The organism is Rhizobium sp. 01N447_2 (assembly GCF_056399245.1).
Genome location: NZ_JBFTQY010000014.1, coordinates 52,138 through 67,148 on the forward strand (window position 1 = coordinate 52,138; position 15,011 = coordinate 67,148).

The window sequence follows — 15,011 nt, forward strand, 5'->3', positions numbered from 1 at the left end:
ATGAGACTGAAGATCAGCCACCTCACCGAATACCGCTACGACGAACCGGCGCGGTTCTCACTGCAACGGCTACGGCTGACGCCGCCGACGAACTCCACTCAAAAAGTACTCGGCTGGGCCCTGAAGGTCGAGGGCGCTACGCCGGAGGTCGAATATGACGACCAGTACGGCAATCACGTCAATCTGGTCTCACTGGAAGGCGAACAGGAGATGACGCGCATCCTCGCCGAAGGCGAGGTCGAGACGGGGGACAACAACGGCGTCACAGGCCCGCATACCGGCTTCTGCCCGCTTTGGCTCTTCCTGCGCGACACGCCGCTGACCAAGGGTGGCAAGCTGGTGAAGGAACTGATCAAGGGCGTTGGTGGCGATAATGAGCTTGCCCGCATGCATGCGCTGATGGCGGCGATCCACGAAACGGTCGATTATAGGCCCGGCACCAGCAATACCGAGACGACGGCCGAGCAGGCGCTGGAGAGGAAGAGCGGCGTCTGTCAGGACCATGCGCATATTTTCATTGCCGCCGCCCGCGCCCTGCAGGTGCCGGCGCGTTACATCTCCGGTTATTTGATGATGGAGGAAAAGATCGAACAGGCGGCGACCCATGCCTGGGCAGAGGCGCATATTCCCGGCCTCGGCTGGGTCGGCTTCGATCCCGCCAACGAGATCTGCCCGGATGCCCGTTACGTCCGCATCGCCTCGGGCCTCTGCTACCGCGACGCCGCGCCGATTTCAGGCATGCGCATCGGCACGCCGGGCGAAACGCTATCGGTCACCGTGAAGGTAGAGGACGGCGGACAGATGCAAAGCCAGAGCCAGAGCTGAGCGCACGGATAGCTTTACCGCGCCCTGCGATGGGACCGATAGAATAGCTGCCGAGTTTGCCGCGAAACAAACATGTTCGACTTAAATATATAGACCGGCGGTCCCGAATTTCCGCCTGCTTCTGGGATGCGCCGCACATTGCCGTTCGTCAATTTTTCATTGCAGACTAACTCTATTTTAAGGCCGCAGGCACAAGCTTGTCTGCGGCGACGCCTGGGGTATTTCGGTAGGCGCCGTTTAAGAAGCGGCATGATGCAGGCTTTCATGATGATGTTCAGCTGCCGGCACGGATGAGCGACGAACGCGGCCCTCCGATGAGGGCAGCCTGTTTGCTTCTGGGATTTAACGGGATCGTCCATGCCTCTTCTTATCATCGACGACAGCGAATCCAGCCTTCTCGCTCTTGAGACCGCGGTCCGTGGTTTCGCCGGCTGTGCGGTCGAAAGCTTCACCAATCCGCTCGAAGCCCTTGCTCGCTGCCAGGCCGTCGATTTCGACGTCGTGCTGGTGGATTATATGATGCCCGAGATGAACGGTATCGAGATGATCCGTAGGCTGCGCCGCAAGCCAGGCTACGAGGATGTGCCCGTCGTGATGATCACCTCGCAGGCCAAGCGGTCGGTTCGGCTGGAAGCGCTGGAGGCCGGCGCCACGGATTTCTCGCCAAGCCATTCGACCCCTTGGAACTGCAGGCGCGCGTCCTCAACCTGATGGCCCTGCATAAGGCGCAGCTGGCGCTTGCGGATCGGGCGAAATCACTCGACAGGCCTTCCGCCACGCCACCGAACAGGCCGACATGCGCGAACAGGAGATCATCTGGTGCCTTGCCCAGGCGATGGCCTCGCGTGATGGAAACACCGGCGACCATATCGAGCGCGTCGCCAATATCGCCGAGCTGATCGCCGAAGGCCTCGGCCTCGATCGGATCCAGCGGCGCAACATCTATCTCGCCGCTCCCCTGCACGATATCGGCAAGATCGCCATTCCCGATGCCATCCTGCAGAAACCGGGCAAGCTCGACCAGCACGAGATCGAACGCATGCGCGAGCATCTCCCGATCGGCGTCGCCATTCTTGCCAACAGCTCCGCCGAGCTTTCGCGCGTCGCGACCGCCATCATCGTCGGCCATCATGAGAAATGGGACGGAACCGGCTATCCCAAGGGCCTGTCCGGCGATGCGATCCCGATCGAAGCGCGCATCGTCGCAGTCGCCGACGTCTTCGAAGCGCTCTGTTCCGATCGGCCTTACAAACAAGCCTGGCCGGTCGAACGGGCTTACGAAGAAATCATCGCCTGCAGCGGATCGCATTTCGACCCGGCCTGCGTTGCCGCTTTCCGCCGCAAATGGCCGGCGATCCGTGCGCTCTTCGAACATGGCGCCGACGAGGATCACAGCATGGCGGTCTCAAACGGCTAGAGCCGGATGATTTTAGGCTGGTCAACCCGGCCCTGTCCCAAGGCAGCAACTTGAACCCTCCACCCCAAGCCTAACCCGCTGCAAGAACCTGGAGGTGGCCGCGCGCGCCGTAGCTGAGGATCGCCTGGTCGGCCGTAAGTAATGGTACGCGATGAAAACGGGCTGTGGCAGCGATGATGCGGTCGGCGGGGTCGGCATGAAACTCGCCGGGTAGCCGGACGCTGTCTATCGCGATGGAAGGCTCAATCGGTGCAAGCTGGATTCCGGGCAGAGACAGCGCGCTGTCGATCCATCGCCCGACATCGTCGCCGAGCGCCAGGCGCCCCTTCTGCACAAGCATCGCGATTTCCCAAGGCGTAATCGCCGAAATCAGGATCCGGCTTTTCTCCGTCATCTCGTCGATGATGCGCCGGGCTTGTGAACCGAGGCGTGCATCGTCCTGCATTGCCCAGACGAGGATATGCGTGTCGATGACGATCAACGAACGGCGTCCCAATCTTCTGCTTCAGCAGCCGGAGACAGCGGATCGTCATAGCGCAATACGCTGCCCTTCATCGCGCCGATGATACTCCTGCGTCCGCTGGAGTCAGGTGCCGGCGAAAGCACGGCAACTGGCCTGCCGCGTTTGGTGATGACGATAGATTCGTCGTCCTTCCCCATCTGATCGATAAGGTTCAGACATTTCGCCTTGAACTCGGCTGCACCAACGGTCCTAGACATGACCATATCTCCTGTACATATATACAGAATATAACGCCATTTCTTCATTGAACAAGTGCAAAGAAAAAGACGGGGTGATGCCCCGCCTTTCATCGATTTCTAATCCTGGATTTAAGTTGTCAGTGGCTGTCCTTGCCGACCGCGTTTCCACGACATCCCTTGAGGAAGTCGAGATCGGCGCCAGTATCAGCCCCCTCGACATGCTGCTGATGCAGGAAGGCATAGCCTGATGTGGGCAGATCATGGTTCGGCTGCCATTCGGCAAGCCGCCGCGCCAGTTCCTCATCGGAAATGTCGAGATGCAGCCGACGGTTCGGCACATCCAGCTCGATCATGTCGCCGTTTTTCACGACCGCCAGCGGCCCGCCGACAGCCGCTTCCGGCGATGTGTGCAGCACGACGGTACCGTAGGCCGTTCCGGACATGCGGGCGTCGGAAATGCGCACCATGTCGAGGATGCCCTTCTTGAGCACCTTGGGCGGCAGCCCCATATTGCCGACCTCGGCCATCCCGGGATAGCCCTTCGGCCCACAGTTCTTCATGACCATGATGCAGGTTTCGTCGATATCGAGGTTATCGTCGTTGATCTTGGCCTTGTAGTCGTCGATGTCCTCGAACACGACAGCCCTGCCCCGGTGCACCAGAAGATGCGGCGAAGCCGCTGAAGGCTTCAACACCGCGCCCTTCGGCGCGAGATTGCCGCGCAGCACGACGATGCCGCCCGAAGCTGTCAGCGCCTTTTCGGCCGGCAGGATAACGTCTTCGTTCCAATTGACGACGTCCTTGACTTCGTCCCAGACGGTTTCGCCGGATACCGTCAGCGCATCCTTGTGCAGGAGGCCCGCCTCGCCGAGGCGCTTCAGCACCACCGGCAGGCCGCCGGCATAGAAGAACTCCTCCATCAGGTACTTGCCCGACGGCATCAGGTTGACGATGGTCGGCACGTCACGGCCACAGCGGTCCCAGTCGTCAAGCGAAAGATCGATGCCGACACGGCCGGCGATGGCGAGCAGGTGGATGACGGCATTGGTCGAACCGCCGATAGCCGCGTTGGTGCGGATGGCATTCTCGAAGGCTTGCTTCGTCATGATCTCGGAGGGCTTCAGGTCGTCCTTGACCATCTGCACGATACGCCGGCCGGTAAGCTGAGCCATGACCTTGCGGCGGGAATCGACGCCCGGGATCGCGGCGTTGCCGGAGAGCGCCATGCCGAGCGCCTCGGCCATGGAAGCCATGGTGGAAGCCGTGCCCATGGTGTTGCAGGTGCCCGACGAACGGCTCATCGAGGCTTCCGCCTCGAGGAATTCGGCCTGCGTCATCTCGCCGGCCTTCACCATTTCGGAAAACTTCCACAGATGCGTGCCCGAGCCGACCCGTTCGCCGCGGAAATAGCCGTTCAGCATCGGCCCGCCGGTGACGACGATCGAAGGCAGGTCGCAGGAAGCCGCCCCCATGATAAGCGACGGCGTGGTCTTGTCGCAGCCGACCAGCAGTACGCACCCATCCATCGGTTGGCCGCGGATCGCCTCCTCCACCGCGAGCGCGGCAAGGTTGCGGTACATCATCGCGGTCGGGCGGAAGGTGTTTTCGGATGCCGAGAACACCGGCACCTCAAGCGGGAAACCGCCAGCCTCCCATACGCCCGCCTTGACCTTCTCGGCGAGCTCTCTGAGATGACCGTTGCACGGGGTCATATCCGACCAGGTGTTGAGGATGCCGATCACCGGCCGGCCGTCGAACAGGTCGTGGGGATAACCCTGGTTCTTAAGCCAGCCGCGGTGATAGATCACGTCGCGGCTCGTACCGCCGTACCATTCCTGCGACCTCAGCTTGCGCGGCCATTCCGCTTTCTTTTTCATAGTCTCTATCCTTCAGGATGTCGCCAGACCGCCTCGTACGGCCTGGGTCATCGCCTTTGTCTCAAGCCAACGTGTAGGCGGTCTTGACGGTTGTATAGAATTCGGCGGCGTATTTGCCCTGCTCGCGCGGACCGTAGGACGAACTCTTGCGGCCGCCGAACGGCACGTGGAAATCGACGCCTGCCGTCGGCAGGTTCACCATCACCATGCCGGCCTCAGAATTGCGCTTGAAGTGCGTCGCATGTTTCAGGCTCGTCGTGGCGATGCCGGCCGAAAGGCCGAACGGCGTATCGTTAGCGATGGCAAGCGCCTCGTCGTAATCCTTCGCCCGGATCACCGACACCACAGGCCCGAAGATCTCCTCGCGCGAAATCCGCATCTGGTTGGTCGCCTCGGTAAACAGCGTCGGCTGCAGGTAGAAGCCGGGCGTGTCGCGCGAGATAACCTCGCCGCCGAAGGCGAGTTTCGCGCCTTCCGACTTGCCGATATCGATATAGTCGGTATCGGTCTTCAACTGCCGCTCATCGACGACAGGGCCGATATGAGTGCCGGCCTTCAGGGCGTTGTCGACGACCAGCGTCTTCAGCTTGTCGGTGAGTGCTGCGACGAACTTGTCGTGAATGCCTTCGGTGACGATCAGGCGCGAAGAGGCTGTGCAGCGCTGGCCGGTCGAGAAGAAGCCGGAATTGGCGGCTGCTTCGACGGCGACGTTGAGATCGGCATCGTCAAGCACGACCATCGGGTTCTTGCCGCCCATTTCCAGCTGGAACTTGCGGTTATGCTCGATGGAGGCGGCGGCGACACGTCTGCCGGTGCCGGTGGAACCGGTGAAGGTGATGCCGTGAACGTCGGGGCTTTCGAGCATGGCCTGGCCGACCACCGAGCCCTTGCCCATGACGAGGTTCAGCACGCCCTTCGGCAGGCCGGCGCGGTGCAGGATATCGACGATCGCCCAGGAACAGGCGGGCACCAGTTCGGCCGGCTTGAAGACGATGGTGTTGCCGTAGCAGAGTGCCGGCGCGATCTTCCAGGCGGGAATGGCGATCGGGAAGTTCCACGGCGTGATGATGCCGATGACGCCGAGAGCCTCGCGGGTGATCTCGATGCCGATATTCGGACGAACCGACGGGAGGACCTCGCCGGCCAGCCTCAGCGCCTCACCGGCGAAGAATTCGAAAATCTGCGAAGCGCGGATAACCTCACCGGTGGCTTCCGGCAGCGTCTTGCCTTCTTCGCGGGCAAGCAGCGCGCCCAGTTCGTCCTTGCGCGCCATGATCTCGTCGCCAGCCTTCTTCAGGATGACGTGCCGCTCCCAGATGCCCGAGCGCGACCAGGCCGGGAAGGCGGCCTTGGCGGCAGCGATGGCGTTTCTCGTGTCATCGGCGCTGCCATCGGCATAGAGGCCGACGACTTCGTTCGTATCCGACGGGTTGATATTCTTCGTCGCGTTCGAGCCGACCCATTCGCCGGCGATCAGGTTTTGATAAATGGTCATGGGCTTAACAAGCCTCCTTTACCGTTTACGAGCAAAGAGCCGGCCGCCGAATGCGGCCAGGTCTTGAATTCAGAGCTGCCTGACGGCTATCTCTTCCTCGGCGGCTACCTTGAGCGGATTACGGAGCGGCAGGCCGAAATCGGCGACTTCGATCTCGAACACATCGCCCTCTTCGGTCTTGACGCCATCGGCAAAGGAAAGGGTCGCCGTACCGAACATATGGACGTGAACATCGCCTGGAACCCGGAAGAGGCCATATTTGAAATGGTGATATTCCAGATTGGCGAAGGTGTGCGACATGTTCGCTTCACCGGACAGGAACGGCTTTTCGAAGATCACCTTATCGCCGCGCTTGATGCGCGAGGTGCCGCGAATATCTTCCGGGGCCGCGCCGACACGGATTTCCGGGCCGAAGCTTGCCGGACGCAGCTTCGAATGGGCGAGATAGAGATAGTTAATCCGCTCGGTGACGTGATCGGAAAATTCGTTCGACAGCGCAAAGCCGATGCGGAAGGGCGAGCCGTCCTTGGCGATCACATAAATGCCGGCCATTTCAGGCTCTTCGCCGCCATCGAGCGCGAAGGAAGGCGAAACCAGCGGCGCGCCGGGTGCAGCGGCGCCATAGCCGTTACCCTTGTAGAACCATTCGGGCTGGACACCCTTTTCGCCAGCCTTCGGCTTGCCGTTCTCGAGGCCCATCTTGAACATCTTCATCGAGTCCGTGAGGGTTTCCTCGGCGGCTTCGGTGGTCTTCTTGTGCATCGAATCGCGCGTTGCAGCCGAGCCCAAATGCGTCAGGCCGGTGCCGGTCAGATGCAGGTGCGCGGCATCGGGATGGGTGATCGGCGGCAGGAAGCGGCCTTCCGCATAAGCCTTCTCAAGATCGACGGCATCGCCGTAGCCATGCGCTTCGATGACTGAGGCAAGGGACTTGCCGCCGTCTGCGGCTTCCATCGCCAGCGCATAGACGCTGACGGCGTTCTTGACCGACTTGGCAGCGCCGCCCGGCTCGCGCACGGCGACGATGATCTCTCCGTTTGCACCCTTGATCTGTGAAATAAGCACGTTACTCATCCTTTTCCTTTGGCGATGGCATAGCTACGCCTCTCCGGCTCCATGCCGAGCCGGAATTCAGGTTTCATATGACTGCGAGCGGGTGCCGAGCTAAGCTCAGCCCTTGTTCTTATTGTAAACGTCGAAGAACACGGCAGCGAGAAGCACCGCACCTTTGACCATCTGCTGCGAGTCGGTGCCGAGACCGTGGATCGACATGCCGTTGTTCATGATGCCCATGATCAGAGCGCCGATAACAGCACCGGTCACCTTGCCGACGCCGCCCTGGGCGGATGCGCCGCCGATGAAGCAGGCCGCGATCACGTCGAGTTCAAGACCAAAGCCGCCCTTGGCCGTCGCCGAGTTGAGACGCAGGGCAACGATCAGGCCGGCCAGTCCGGCAAGCAGGCCCATGTTTGCGAACGTCAAGAAGGTCAGCCGCTCGGTGTTGATACCGGAAAGCTTCGTTGCCTTCTCATTGCCGCCCATGGCGTAGATGCGGCGGCCGATCGTCGTGCGGCGGGTAATGAAGGCATAGGCAGCCACCAGAACAAGCATGACCATAAGCACGTTCGGGAAGCCGCGATAGATCGACAGCTGGTAGCCGAGCGCCAGAATGGCGAGGGTGACGAGGGCGTTCTGGGCGAGGAAAAAGCCCAGCGGCTCGACGTCATTGCCATGCTTTTCATTCGATAGGCGCTTGCGCCATGCCAGATAGAAGAGGGTTACGGCGCCAACGACGGTCAGAATGATCGAGGTCGAGTTGATGCCGCCCATATCGAAAGCGTTCGGCAGGAAGCCGATGCTGATCAGCTGGAATGCCGGCGGGAAAGGACCGATGCTGGTGCCGGTCCCCGATGCCGTCATCACGAACAGCGTCAGGCCGCGGAAGACCAGCATGCCGGCCAGCGTGACGATGAACGACGGGATCTTGTGATAAGCGACGAAATAGCCCTGGATGCCGCCGACAAGCGCGCCCATAGCGAGGCAGACGATACCCGCCAGGACATAATTGGTGTGCCATTGCACCGTCATCACGCCGGCGATAGCGCCGATAAAGCCGACGACGGATCCCACCGAAAGATCGATATGGCCGGCAACGATCACCAGCAGCATGCCGAGCGCCATGATGACGATGAACGAGTTCTGCAGAATGATGTTTGTCAGGTTGAGCGGCCTGAAGAGAACGCCACCGGTCGAAAACTGGAAGAACACCATGATCGCGATAAGCGCGATAAACATGCCATATTCGCGGATGTTGCCGCGAACGTAGTCTCCGATGGAGACGACACGCCCTTGCTCAGCGATGGGTTGATTGATCGGCGTCATTGTTTCTTCTCCCCTGAGCGCATGATAGCGCGCATGATGGTTTCCTGGCTTGCTTCTCCCTTCGGCAGTTCCGCGACGATGCGTCCTTCGTTCATCACGTAGATGCGGTCACACGTACCAAGCAGTTCGGGCATTTCCGATGAGATCATCAGAACGCCCTTTCCATCGGCGGCAAGCTGGTTGATGATAGTATAGATTTCGTATTTTGCGCCAACATCGATGCCGCGCGTCGGCTCGTCGAGGATCAAAATATCGGGATTGGAGAACAGCCATTTCGACAGCACCACCTTCTGCTGGTTGCCGCCGGAAAGATTGACCGTCTCCTGGAAGATGCTGGAGGAACGGATGCGCAATTTCGACCGAAAGTCGGTCGCAACCCGCGCCTCCTTGAAGCTGTCGATAACAGACGCATTCGACACCGCCGCCAAATTGACGAGCGTCGTATTGTGCAGGATCGTGTCATTGAGCACGAGGCCGAGCTGCTTGCGGTCTTCGGTGACGTAGGCGAGCCCTGCATCGATTGCCTTGCGCACGGTGCTGACGTCGACCGGCTTGCCGTGCATCAGCGCCTCGCCCGAAACCTTGTGGCCATAGGCCTTGCCGAACAGGCTCATGGCGAATTCGGTGCGCCCTGCCCCCATCAGGCCGGCGATGCCAACGACTTCGCCCTTGCGGACGGTGACGTTGATATTGTGCAGGACCTGACGATCGCGGTGCTGCTGGTGGTAGGCGTTCCAGTTCTTCACTTCGAGAATGGTTTCGCCGATCGGCACCGAACGCGGCGGATAGCGGTCTTCAAGATCGCGGCCGACCATGTTGCGGATGATGATATCTTCGCTGATCTCGTCCGCATGACAGTCGAGCGTCTTGACGGTCATCCCGTCGCGCAGGACGGTGATCTGGTCGGCGACCTTGCGGATCTCGTTCAGCTTATGGGAAATGATGATCGAAGTGATGCCCTGCTTGCGGAACTCGATCAGCAGATTGAGGAGAGCGTCGGAATCGCGTTCATTGAGCGAGGCTGTGGGTTCGTCGAGGATGAGCAGCTTGACGCTCTTCGAGAGGGCCTTGGCGATCTCGACGAGCTGCTGCTTGCCGACGCCGATATCGGTGACCAGCGTGTTCGGAGATTCGGACAGGCCTACTTTCTTCAGCAGCTGCTTCGTGCGGTTGAATGTCTCGTCCCAGCTGATGACGCCGCTCTTGGCATTCTCGTTGCCAAGGAAGATGTTTTCGCCGATCGACAGCAACGGCACGAGCGCCAGTTCCTGGTGAATGATGACGATGCCGATTTCTTCGGAGTCCTTCAGGACCTTGAAGTTGCGCGTCTCGCCTTCATAGACGATATCGCCTTCATAGCTTCCTGTCGGATAGACGCCTGATAGCACCTTCATCAGGGTCGATTTGCCGGCCCCGTTTTCGCCCACCAATGCGTGGATCTCACCCTGGCGAACCTTGAGGTTCACATTCTCCAGCGCCTTGACGCCCGGGAACGTCTTGGTGATGCTCCGCATTTCGAGGATTGTATTGTCCATAGTCAAAGTTCCAGCGCCTGCAGCCGTCAACCAGCCGGGCGATCATAAAATCGAAGACCGGAACCCGCAAGCGCGGGCTCCGGTCCTTCTCATTACTTCAGCTTGTCTTCAGAGTAGTAACCGCTGTCGACGAGGATCTGCTTGTAGTTGGTCTTGTCGACGGCAACCGGCTTCAGCAGATAGGACGGAACGACCTTGACGCCGTTGTCGTAGGTCTTCGTGTCGTTGACCTCAGGCTCCTTGCCGGACATCACGGCATCGACCATGGCAACGGTGACCTTGGCGAGTTCGCGGGTGTCCTTGAAGATCGTCGAGTGCTGTTCGCCAGCAATGATCGACTTGACCGACGGGATTTCAGCGTCCTGACCGGTGACGATCGGGAGCGGCTGAGCCGCAGTACCGTAACCAACGCCCTTCAGCGAGGAGATGATACCGATCGACAGACCGTCGTAAGGCGACAGAACGGCATCGACCTTGGCGTCGGTGTAGTTGGCCGAGAGCAGGTTGTCCATGCGGGCCTGGGCCGTTGCCGGATCCCAACGCAGCGTGCCGACCTTGTCCATGCCGGTCTGGCCGGACTTCACGACGAGCTTGCCGCTGTCGATGTAGGGCTGCAGGACGGACATTGCGCCATCATAGAAGAAGAAGGCGTTGTTGTCGTCCGGAGAACCGCCGAACAGTTCGATGTTGAACGGACCCTTGCCATCCTTGAGGCCGAGGCCGTCAACGATGGAGCCAGCCTGCAGAACGCCGACCTGGAAGTTGTCGAAAGTGGCGTAGTAGTCGACGTTGCCCGAATCGCGGATCAGACGGTCATAAGCGATGACCTTGATGCCGGCGTCGTGTGCCTTCTGGAGAACGTCGGAAAGCGTCGTGCCGTCGATCGAAGCGATGACGAGAACCTTGGCACCCTTGGTGACCATGTTTTCGATCTGCGAAAGCTGGTTCGGAATGTCGTCGTCGCCATACTGCAGGTCAGTGCCGTAACCGGCAGCCTGCAGCTGCTTGACGATGTTGTTGCCGTCGTCGATCCAGCGGGCAGAAGCCTTGGTCGGCATTGCAATACCGACAGTGCCCTTATCCGCGGCCAGAGCCGGTGCAACGAACGAAGCGACGCCGAAGGCAGCCGCGGCCATCAATGAGATAATGGATTTCATTTCTCTCTCCCTTGTTAATAAGCAGCGGACGAAAAATCGCCCGCCCCGAAACTGTGGCAGGTTCCGTATTGGATAGTTACTTCAGATGGTGAGAAACGAAGTAGGTCTCCTCCACGATCTCACACGTGTTGAGTGCCAACCAGCACACGGCGGCAAACTGGTATGGATTCCTATAACTGTCAAATAGAATAAGTGCTAACGTGCATAACAATTTTGGTATATCGTTAAAAAGTATTACTTTTGATGGAGCGCAGCGAGGAGGCTGCAACCATGACGGTTATTTCTGAGCCATTTTTGATGGATCACGTCGATATCCACAGCGATAATTTCGGCGATGATGGCCTTTTGCGTGCAGGACTTAAGCTGAATCACCTGCGCATGATCGTCGCAATCGAAGATAGTGGACAGATTTCCGCAGCTGCGGAAGTCCTGAACATTTCGCAGCCCGCCGCATCGCGCATGTTGTCCGAAATGGAATCGATCACCAAGACGTCGCTCTATGAGCGCGTGGCCCGCGGCGTCGTGCTGACGACCTTCGGCGCAGCGCTTGCCCGAAGGGCTCGGAAGATCCTCCTGGAGCTGCGCGAGGCGAGCCGCGAGATCGGCGAATTGAAAAGCGGCAAGGGCGGGTCGGTCTTCATCGGCGCGGTGACCGCACCGGCCATGAGCCTCGTCGTTCCGGCAATCAACAAGGTGCGCAAGGCCTATCCGGGCATCGAAATCAACATCCAGGTGGAGACGAGCAACGTGCTTGCCCGCGAGCTGCTCGCCGCCCGCCATGACTTCATCATCGGCCGCATTCCCGATGATCTCAACCCGCGCCTGTTCGAAGTGACGGAGATCGGCATCGAGCGCGCTTGCCTGATTGTGCGCAGCCGCCATCCACTCATGAAGCAGAAGAGCAGCAGCCTCTCCGACGTCAGGGATTACGACTGGGTGTTCCAGCCGCCGGGTACGCTGCTGCGCCGCACGATCGAGGACGTTTTCCTGTCGCGTGGCGTGGCGCTGCCCGAAAACATCGTCAACACCTCCTCGCTGCTTCTGACCTGCGCCATCATCTGCGAAACCGATGCGATCGCTCCCGTTGCCGTCGACGTCGCCCAGTTCCTTGCCAGCCAGGGCTCAAATGCCTCTGATGTGCGCATGCTGCCGATCGATTTCGACATCAACGTCAAACCCTACAGCATGATCACGGCCAGGGAACGGGCGCTGCCGCCGAGTGCACGGCTGCTCTACGACATCATCCTCGAGGAGAGCCACAAGCAGGCCGGCTGACGACACCCGCAAGCCCTGCGCCATCTTGCTCTCTTCTAATGCGCCTCGAGCAATTCCAGCAAAAGTGTGCAGCGGTTTTGCGTCCGGAATTGCGTGAACAAGGAGATAGAGCATTTCCGTGGTTCGAAGAAAAACGGAAATGCTCTCAAGGAAGGCGGGATGCTGTTCGGACAGTCGGTATTTCAATCAGTCCTCGAGCGGCTGAAGGCGGAGGATGAGACGACCGAAGACGCCGAAGCCCCGGCGGCCCATCGGGTGTCCGGTCTCGGCGCCGGGCTTGCCTTCGATGTGATGGAGGGCGTCTCAGTCGCCTCGCAGCGCGTCGGCCAGGCCTATTTCGACAATCTGGATCTCGATGCTGTCGCTGGGGTCGTGGAGAAACCGGCGCTTGCGCCTCCACCCGAGCCCGTCATGCCGGATCATCTCGTCCGCACGACTCCACAGGAGGTTGCCGAGGAACTGGCGATCTCCGCCGCCGATACGCTGCTGACACTCCGCGAGAAGCGCCGCGCCTTCGCGCGCGCCAATCATCCCGATGGCGTCGCCCTGCCCTTCCGCGACAATGCGACGAAGCGCATGATGTTGGCCAATCTGCTGATCGACGAAGCGCTGCGGCGATTGAGCCGCTGACTATTCCGCCTGCCCGTCCTTCGAAGGATTTTCAGCGGCCGCCGCGGGTTCGTCCTCGTCCTCGGCGTCAGGCTGCACGGGCGGCTCGATGGCCGGAGGCTGCGGATTGAAGGTCCAGAACAGCATATAGAAGGAATAGGCGCCTGCCCCGCCGGCCAGCACCGCCCAGAACGGATCGCCGGTGACAAGTTCGACCACGGCCCAGCCGAAGCAGACGGCAACGATGGCAATCCGCACCCAGAGGCGCCGATATGCCGGATGATTCGGATCGATGAGTTTCATTCCTGCCCCGCGGTCGCATTTGTCGCACGGCCTTCGGCCCGTGCCGCGATTGTCTCTAGAGCCTTTCCTGGTCAGATTAAAGTATTCTCTTGGCTGAAAGGCCGGGCATCTTTCCGCCAGGATCAGTGGCGATAGGCTCTGCCCTGACCAAAACCTGCTCCGGCAGAATACTTCAATCCGACCAGGACAGGCTCTGGTTCGAATCTTGCAAATGTGAAAGATCCGTGGGCTTGACTGGGTCCACAGAAGATGGAATGAAAATTCCAGAATTTTGGCAGTTCGGTTTATTTGTTCCGAATTCAAGGGAGGTTAAAATGACAGTGAGATTTGGTCTTCTCGGCGCCGGCCGCATTGGCAAGGTCCATGCAAAGGCCGTCAGCGGCGACGCCAATGCGACGCTCGTCGCGGTCGCAGACGCCTTTCCGCAGGCTGCCGAAGCAATCGCCTCCGCCTATGGCTGCGAGGTCCGCACCATCGACGCGATCGAGGCAGCCAAGGATATAGACGCCGTCGTCATCTGCACGCCGACGGATACACATGCCGATCTGATCGAGCGTTTCGCCCGCGCCGGCAAGGCGATCTTCTGCGAAAAGCCGATCGATCTCGACGTCGCCCGCGTCAAGGCCTGCATCAAGGTAGTGGAAGAGACCGGCGCCAAGCTGATGGTCGGCTTCAACCGCCGCTTCGACCCGCATTTCATGGCGGTGCGCAAAGTCATCGACGAAGGCAAGATTGGCGATGTCGAGATGGTGACGATCACCTCGCGCGACCCCGGCGCCCCGCCGGTCGACTATATCAAGCGCTCCGGCGGTATCTTCCGCGACATGACGATCCACGATTTCGACATGGCCCGCTTCCTGCTCGGCGAAGAACCGGTGTCGGTTTTCGCGACCGCTGCAGTTCTCGTCGACAAGGCGATCGGCGAAGCTGGTGACTATGACAGCGTCTCGGTGATCCTGCAGACGAAATCCGGCAAGCAGGCCATCATCTCCAACTCCCGCCGCGCGACCTATGGCTACGACCAGCGCATCGAGGCACACGGCTCCAAGGGCCTCGTCTCGGCCGAAAACCAGCGCCCTGTCTCGATCGAGGTCGCAAACGGCGACGGCTATACCCGCCCGCCGCTGCACGATTTCTTCATGACCCGCTATACCGAAGCCTATGCCAACGAGATCGCCAGCTTCATCGCCGCGATCGAGAAGGGCTCGAAGATCTCTCCATCAGGCGCCGATGGTCTCGCAGCGCTGGCACTCGCCGATGCCGCGGTCCAGTCCGTCAAGGAAGGCAAGCTCATCAAGATCGGCTGACGGCCCTCTCCCGACCGAAAGCCATGCATGAGATGGCCGGGCACTTGCCCGGCCATTTCGCATTTTGCGGATCTTTTTGTGGGGGCGTGCCGCCGCGCCCCCAAAGCCATATGCTTGATTGAAAGAA

General features: G+C 60.1%; 13 protein-coding genes and 1 pseudogene. 5 read left to right on the plus strand and 9 right to left on the minus strand.

Annotation, left to right across the window (positions count from 1 at the left end; genetic code table 11):
* Together AC1ECN_RS11315 and AC1ECN_RS11320 are read left to right on the plus strand one after the other, a co-directional pair.
* Entirely contained in the window at positions 1 to 825 is an 825-nt protein-coding gene (locus AC1ECN_RS11315) for a transglutaminase family protein (RefSeq protein WP_018073841.1), read from the plus strand.
* Positions 826 to 1,182: 357 nt separating this feature from the next.
* Positions 1,183 to 2,242 (plus strand): annotated as a pseudogene (locus AC1ECN_RS11320) (HD domain-containing phosphohydrolase).
* Between the two features lie 70 nt (positions 2,243 to 2,312).
* Here the strand turns inward: AC1ECN_RS11320 and AC1ECN_RS11325 are convergent.
* From AC1ECN_RS11325 to chvE, 8 genes are all read right to left on the minus strand, one after another.
* Positions 2,313 to 2,723 (minus strand): type II toxin-antitoxin system VapC family toxin, encoded by a 411-nt coding sequence (locus AC1ECN_RS11325; protein ID WP_075225051.1) that lies wholly within the window; start codon positions 2,721 to 2,723, stop codon positions 2,313 to 2,315.
* On the minus strand, positions 2,720 to 2,962 hold the full coding sequence (locus AC1ECN_RS11330; RefSeq protein ID WP_178385459.1) for a type II toxin-antitoxin system Phd/YefM family antitoxin: 243 nt from the start codon (positions 2,960 to 2,962) through the stop codon (positions 2,720 to 2,722). The genes AC1ECN_RS11325 and AC1ECN_RS11330 overlap by 4 nt, the downstream gene beginning before the upstream one ends.
* Before the next feature lie 119 nt (positions 2,963 to 3,081).
* On the minus strand, positions 3,082 to 4,821 hold the full coding sequence (gene araD / locus AC1ECN_RS11335) for an L-arabinonate dehydratase (RefSeq protein ID WP_018073838.1): 1,740 nt from the start codon (positions 4,819 to 4,821) through the stop codon (positions 3,082 to 3,084).
* Positions 4,822 to 4,882: 61 nt separating this feature from the next.
* A complete protein-coding gene (locus AC1ECN_RS11340; RefSeq protein ID WP_075225048.1) occupies positions 4,883 to 6,316 on the minus strand; it encodes an aldehyde dehydrogenase family protein in 1,434 nt (477 codons plus the stop codon).
* A 69-nt stretch (positions 6,317 to 6,385) separates the two neighbouring features.
* On the minus strand, positions 6,386 to 7,381 hold the full coding sequence (gene araD1, locus AC1ECN_RS11345) for an AraD1 family protein (protein ID WP_163861224.1): 996 nt from the start codon (positions 7,379 to 7,381) through the stop codon (positions 6,386 to 6,388).
* A 105-nt stretch (positions 7,382 to 7,486) separates the two neighbouring features.
* Positions 7,487 to 8,698: a multiple monosaccharide ABC transporter permease gene (gene mmsB / locus AC1ECN_RS11350; protein ID WP_003561801.1), complete on the minus strand. Its 1,212-nt coding sequence runs from the start codon at positions 8,696 to 8,698 to the stop codon at positions 7,487 to 7,489.
* Entirely contained in the window at positions 8,695 to 10,233 is a 1,539-nt protein-coding gene (mmsA, locus tag AC1ECN_RS11355) for a multiple monosaccharide ABC transporter ATP-binding protein (protein ID WP_130672957.1), read from the minus strand. Before mmsA ends, mmsB begins: the two co-directional genes overlap by 4 nt.
* 92 nt (positions 10,234 to 10,325) lie before the next feature.
* Complete coding sequence (chvE, locus tag AC1ECN_RS11360) at positions 10,326 to 11,390, minus strand: multiple monosaccharide ABC transporter substrate-binding protein (RefSeq protein WP_003561803.1); 1,065 nt, start codon at positions 11,388 to 11,390, stop codon at positions 10,326 to 10,328.
* Positions 11,391 to 11,660: 270 nt separating this feature from the next.
* On the opposite strand from chvE, the gene AC1ECN_RS11365 reads away from it, so the two are divergent.
* Both AC1ECN_RS11365 and AC1ECN_RS11370 read left to right on the plus strand, forming a co-directional pair.
* Positions 11,661 to 12,665, plus strand: coding sequence for a LysR family transcriptional regulator (locus tag AC1ECN_RS11365; protein ID WP_130656012.1), 1,005 nt, complete (start codon positions 11,661 to 11,663; stop codon positions 12,663 to 12,665).
* Positions 12,666 to 12,824: 159 nt separating this feature from the next.
* The gene (locus AC1ECN_RS11370) at positions 12,825 to 13,295 is read left to right on the plus strand and encodes a hypothetical protein (RefSeq protein ID WP_130672959.1); all 471 of its coding nucleotides are present in this window, start codon (positions 12,825 to 12,827) and stop codon (positions 13,293 to 13,295) included.
* Here AC1ECN_RS11370 and AC1ECN_RS11375 read toward each other — a convergent pair whose 3' ends face one another.
* The gene (locus tag AC1ECN_RS11375) at positions 13,296 to 13,577 is read right to left on the minus strand and encodes a hypothetical protein (RefSeq protein ID WP_130672960.1); all 282 of its coding nucleotides are present in this window, start codon (positions 13,575 to 13,577) and stop codon (positions 13,296 to 13,298) included.
* A 314-nt stretch (positions 13,578 to 13,891) separates the two neighbouring features.
* Between AC1ECN_RS11375 and iolG the strand changes: the two genes are divergently transcribed.
* Positions 13,892 to 14,884 carry an inositol 2-dehydrogenase gene (gene iolG / locus AC1ECN_RS11380; RefSeq protein WP_130672961.1) on the plus strand — a complete coding sequence of 331 codons (993 nt, stop codon included), beginning with the start codon at positions 13,892 to 13,894 and terminating at the stop codon, positions 14,882 to 14,884.
* Positions 14,885 to 15,011 lie beyond the last annotated feature (127 nt).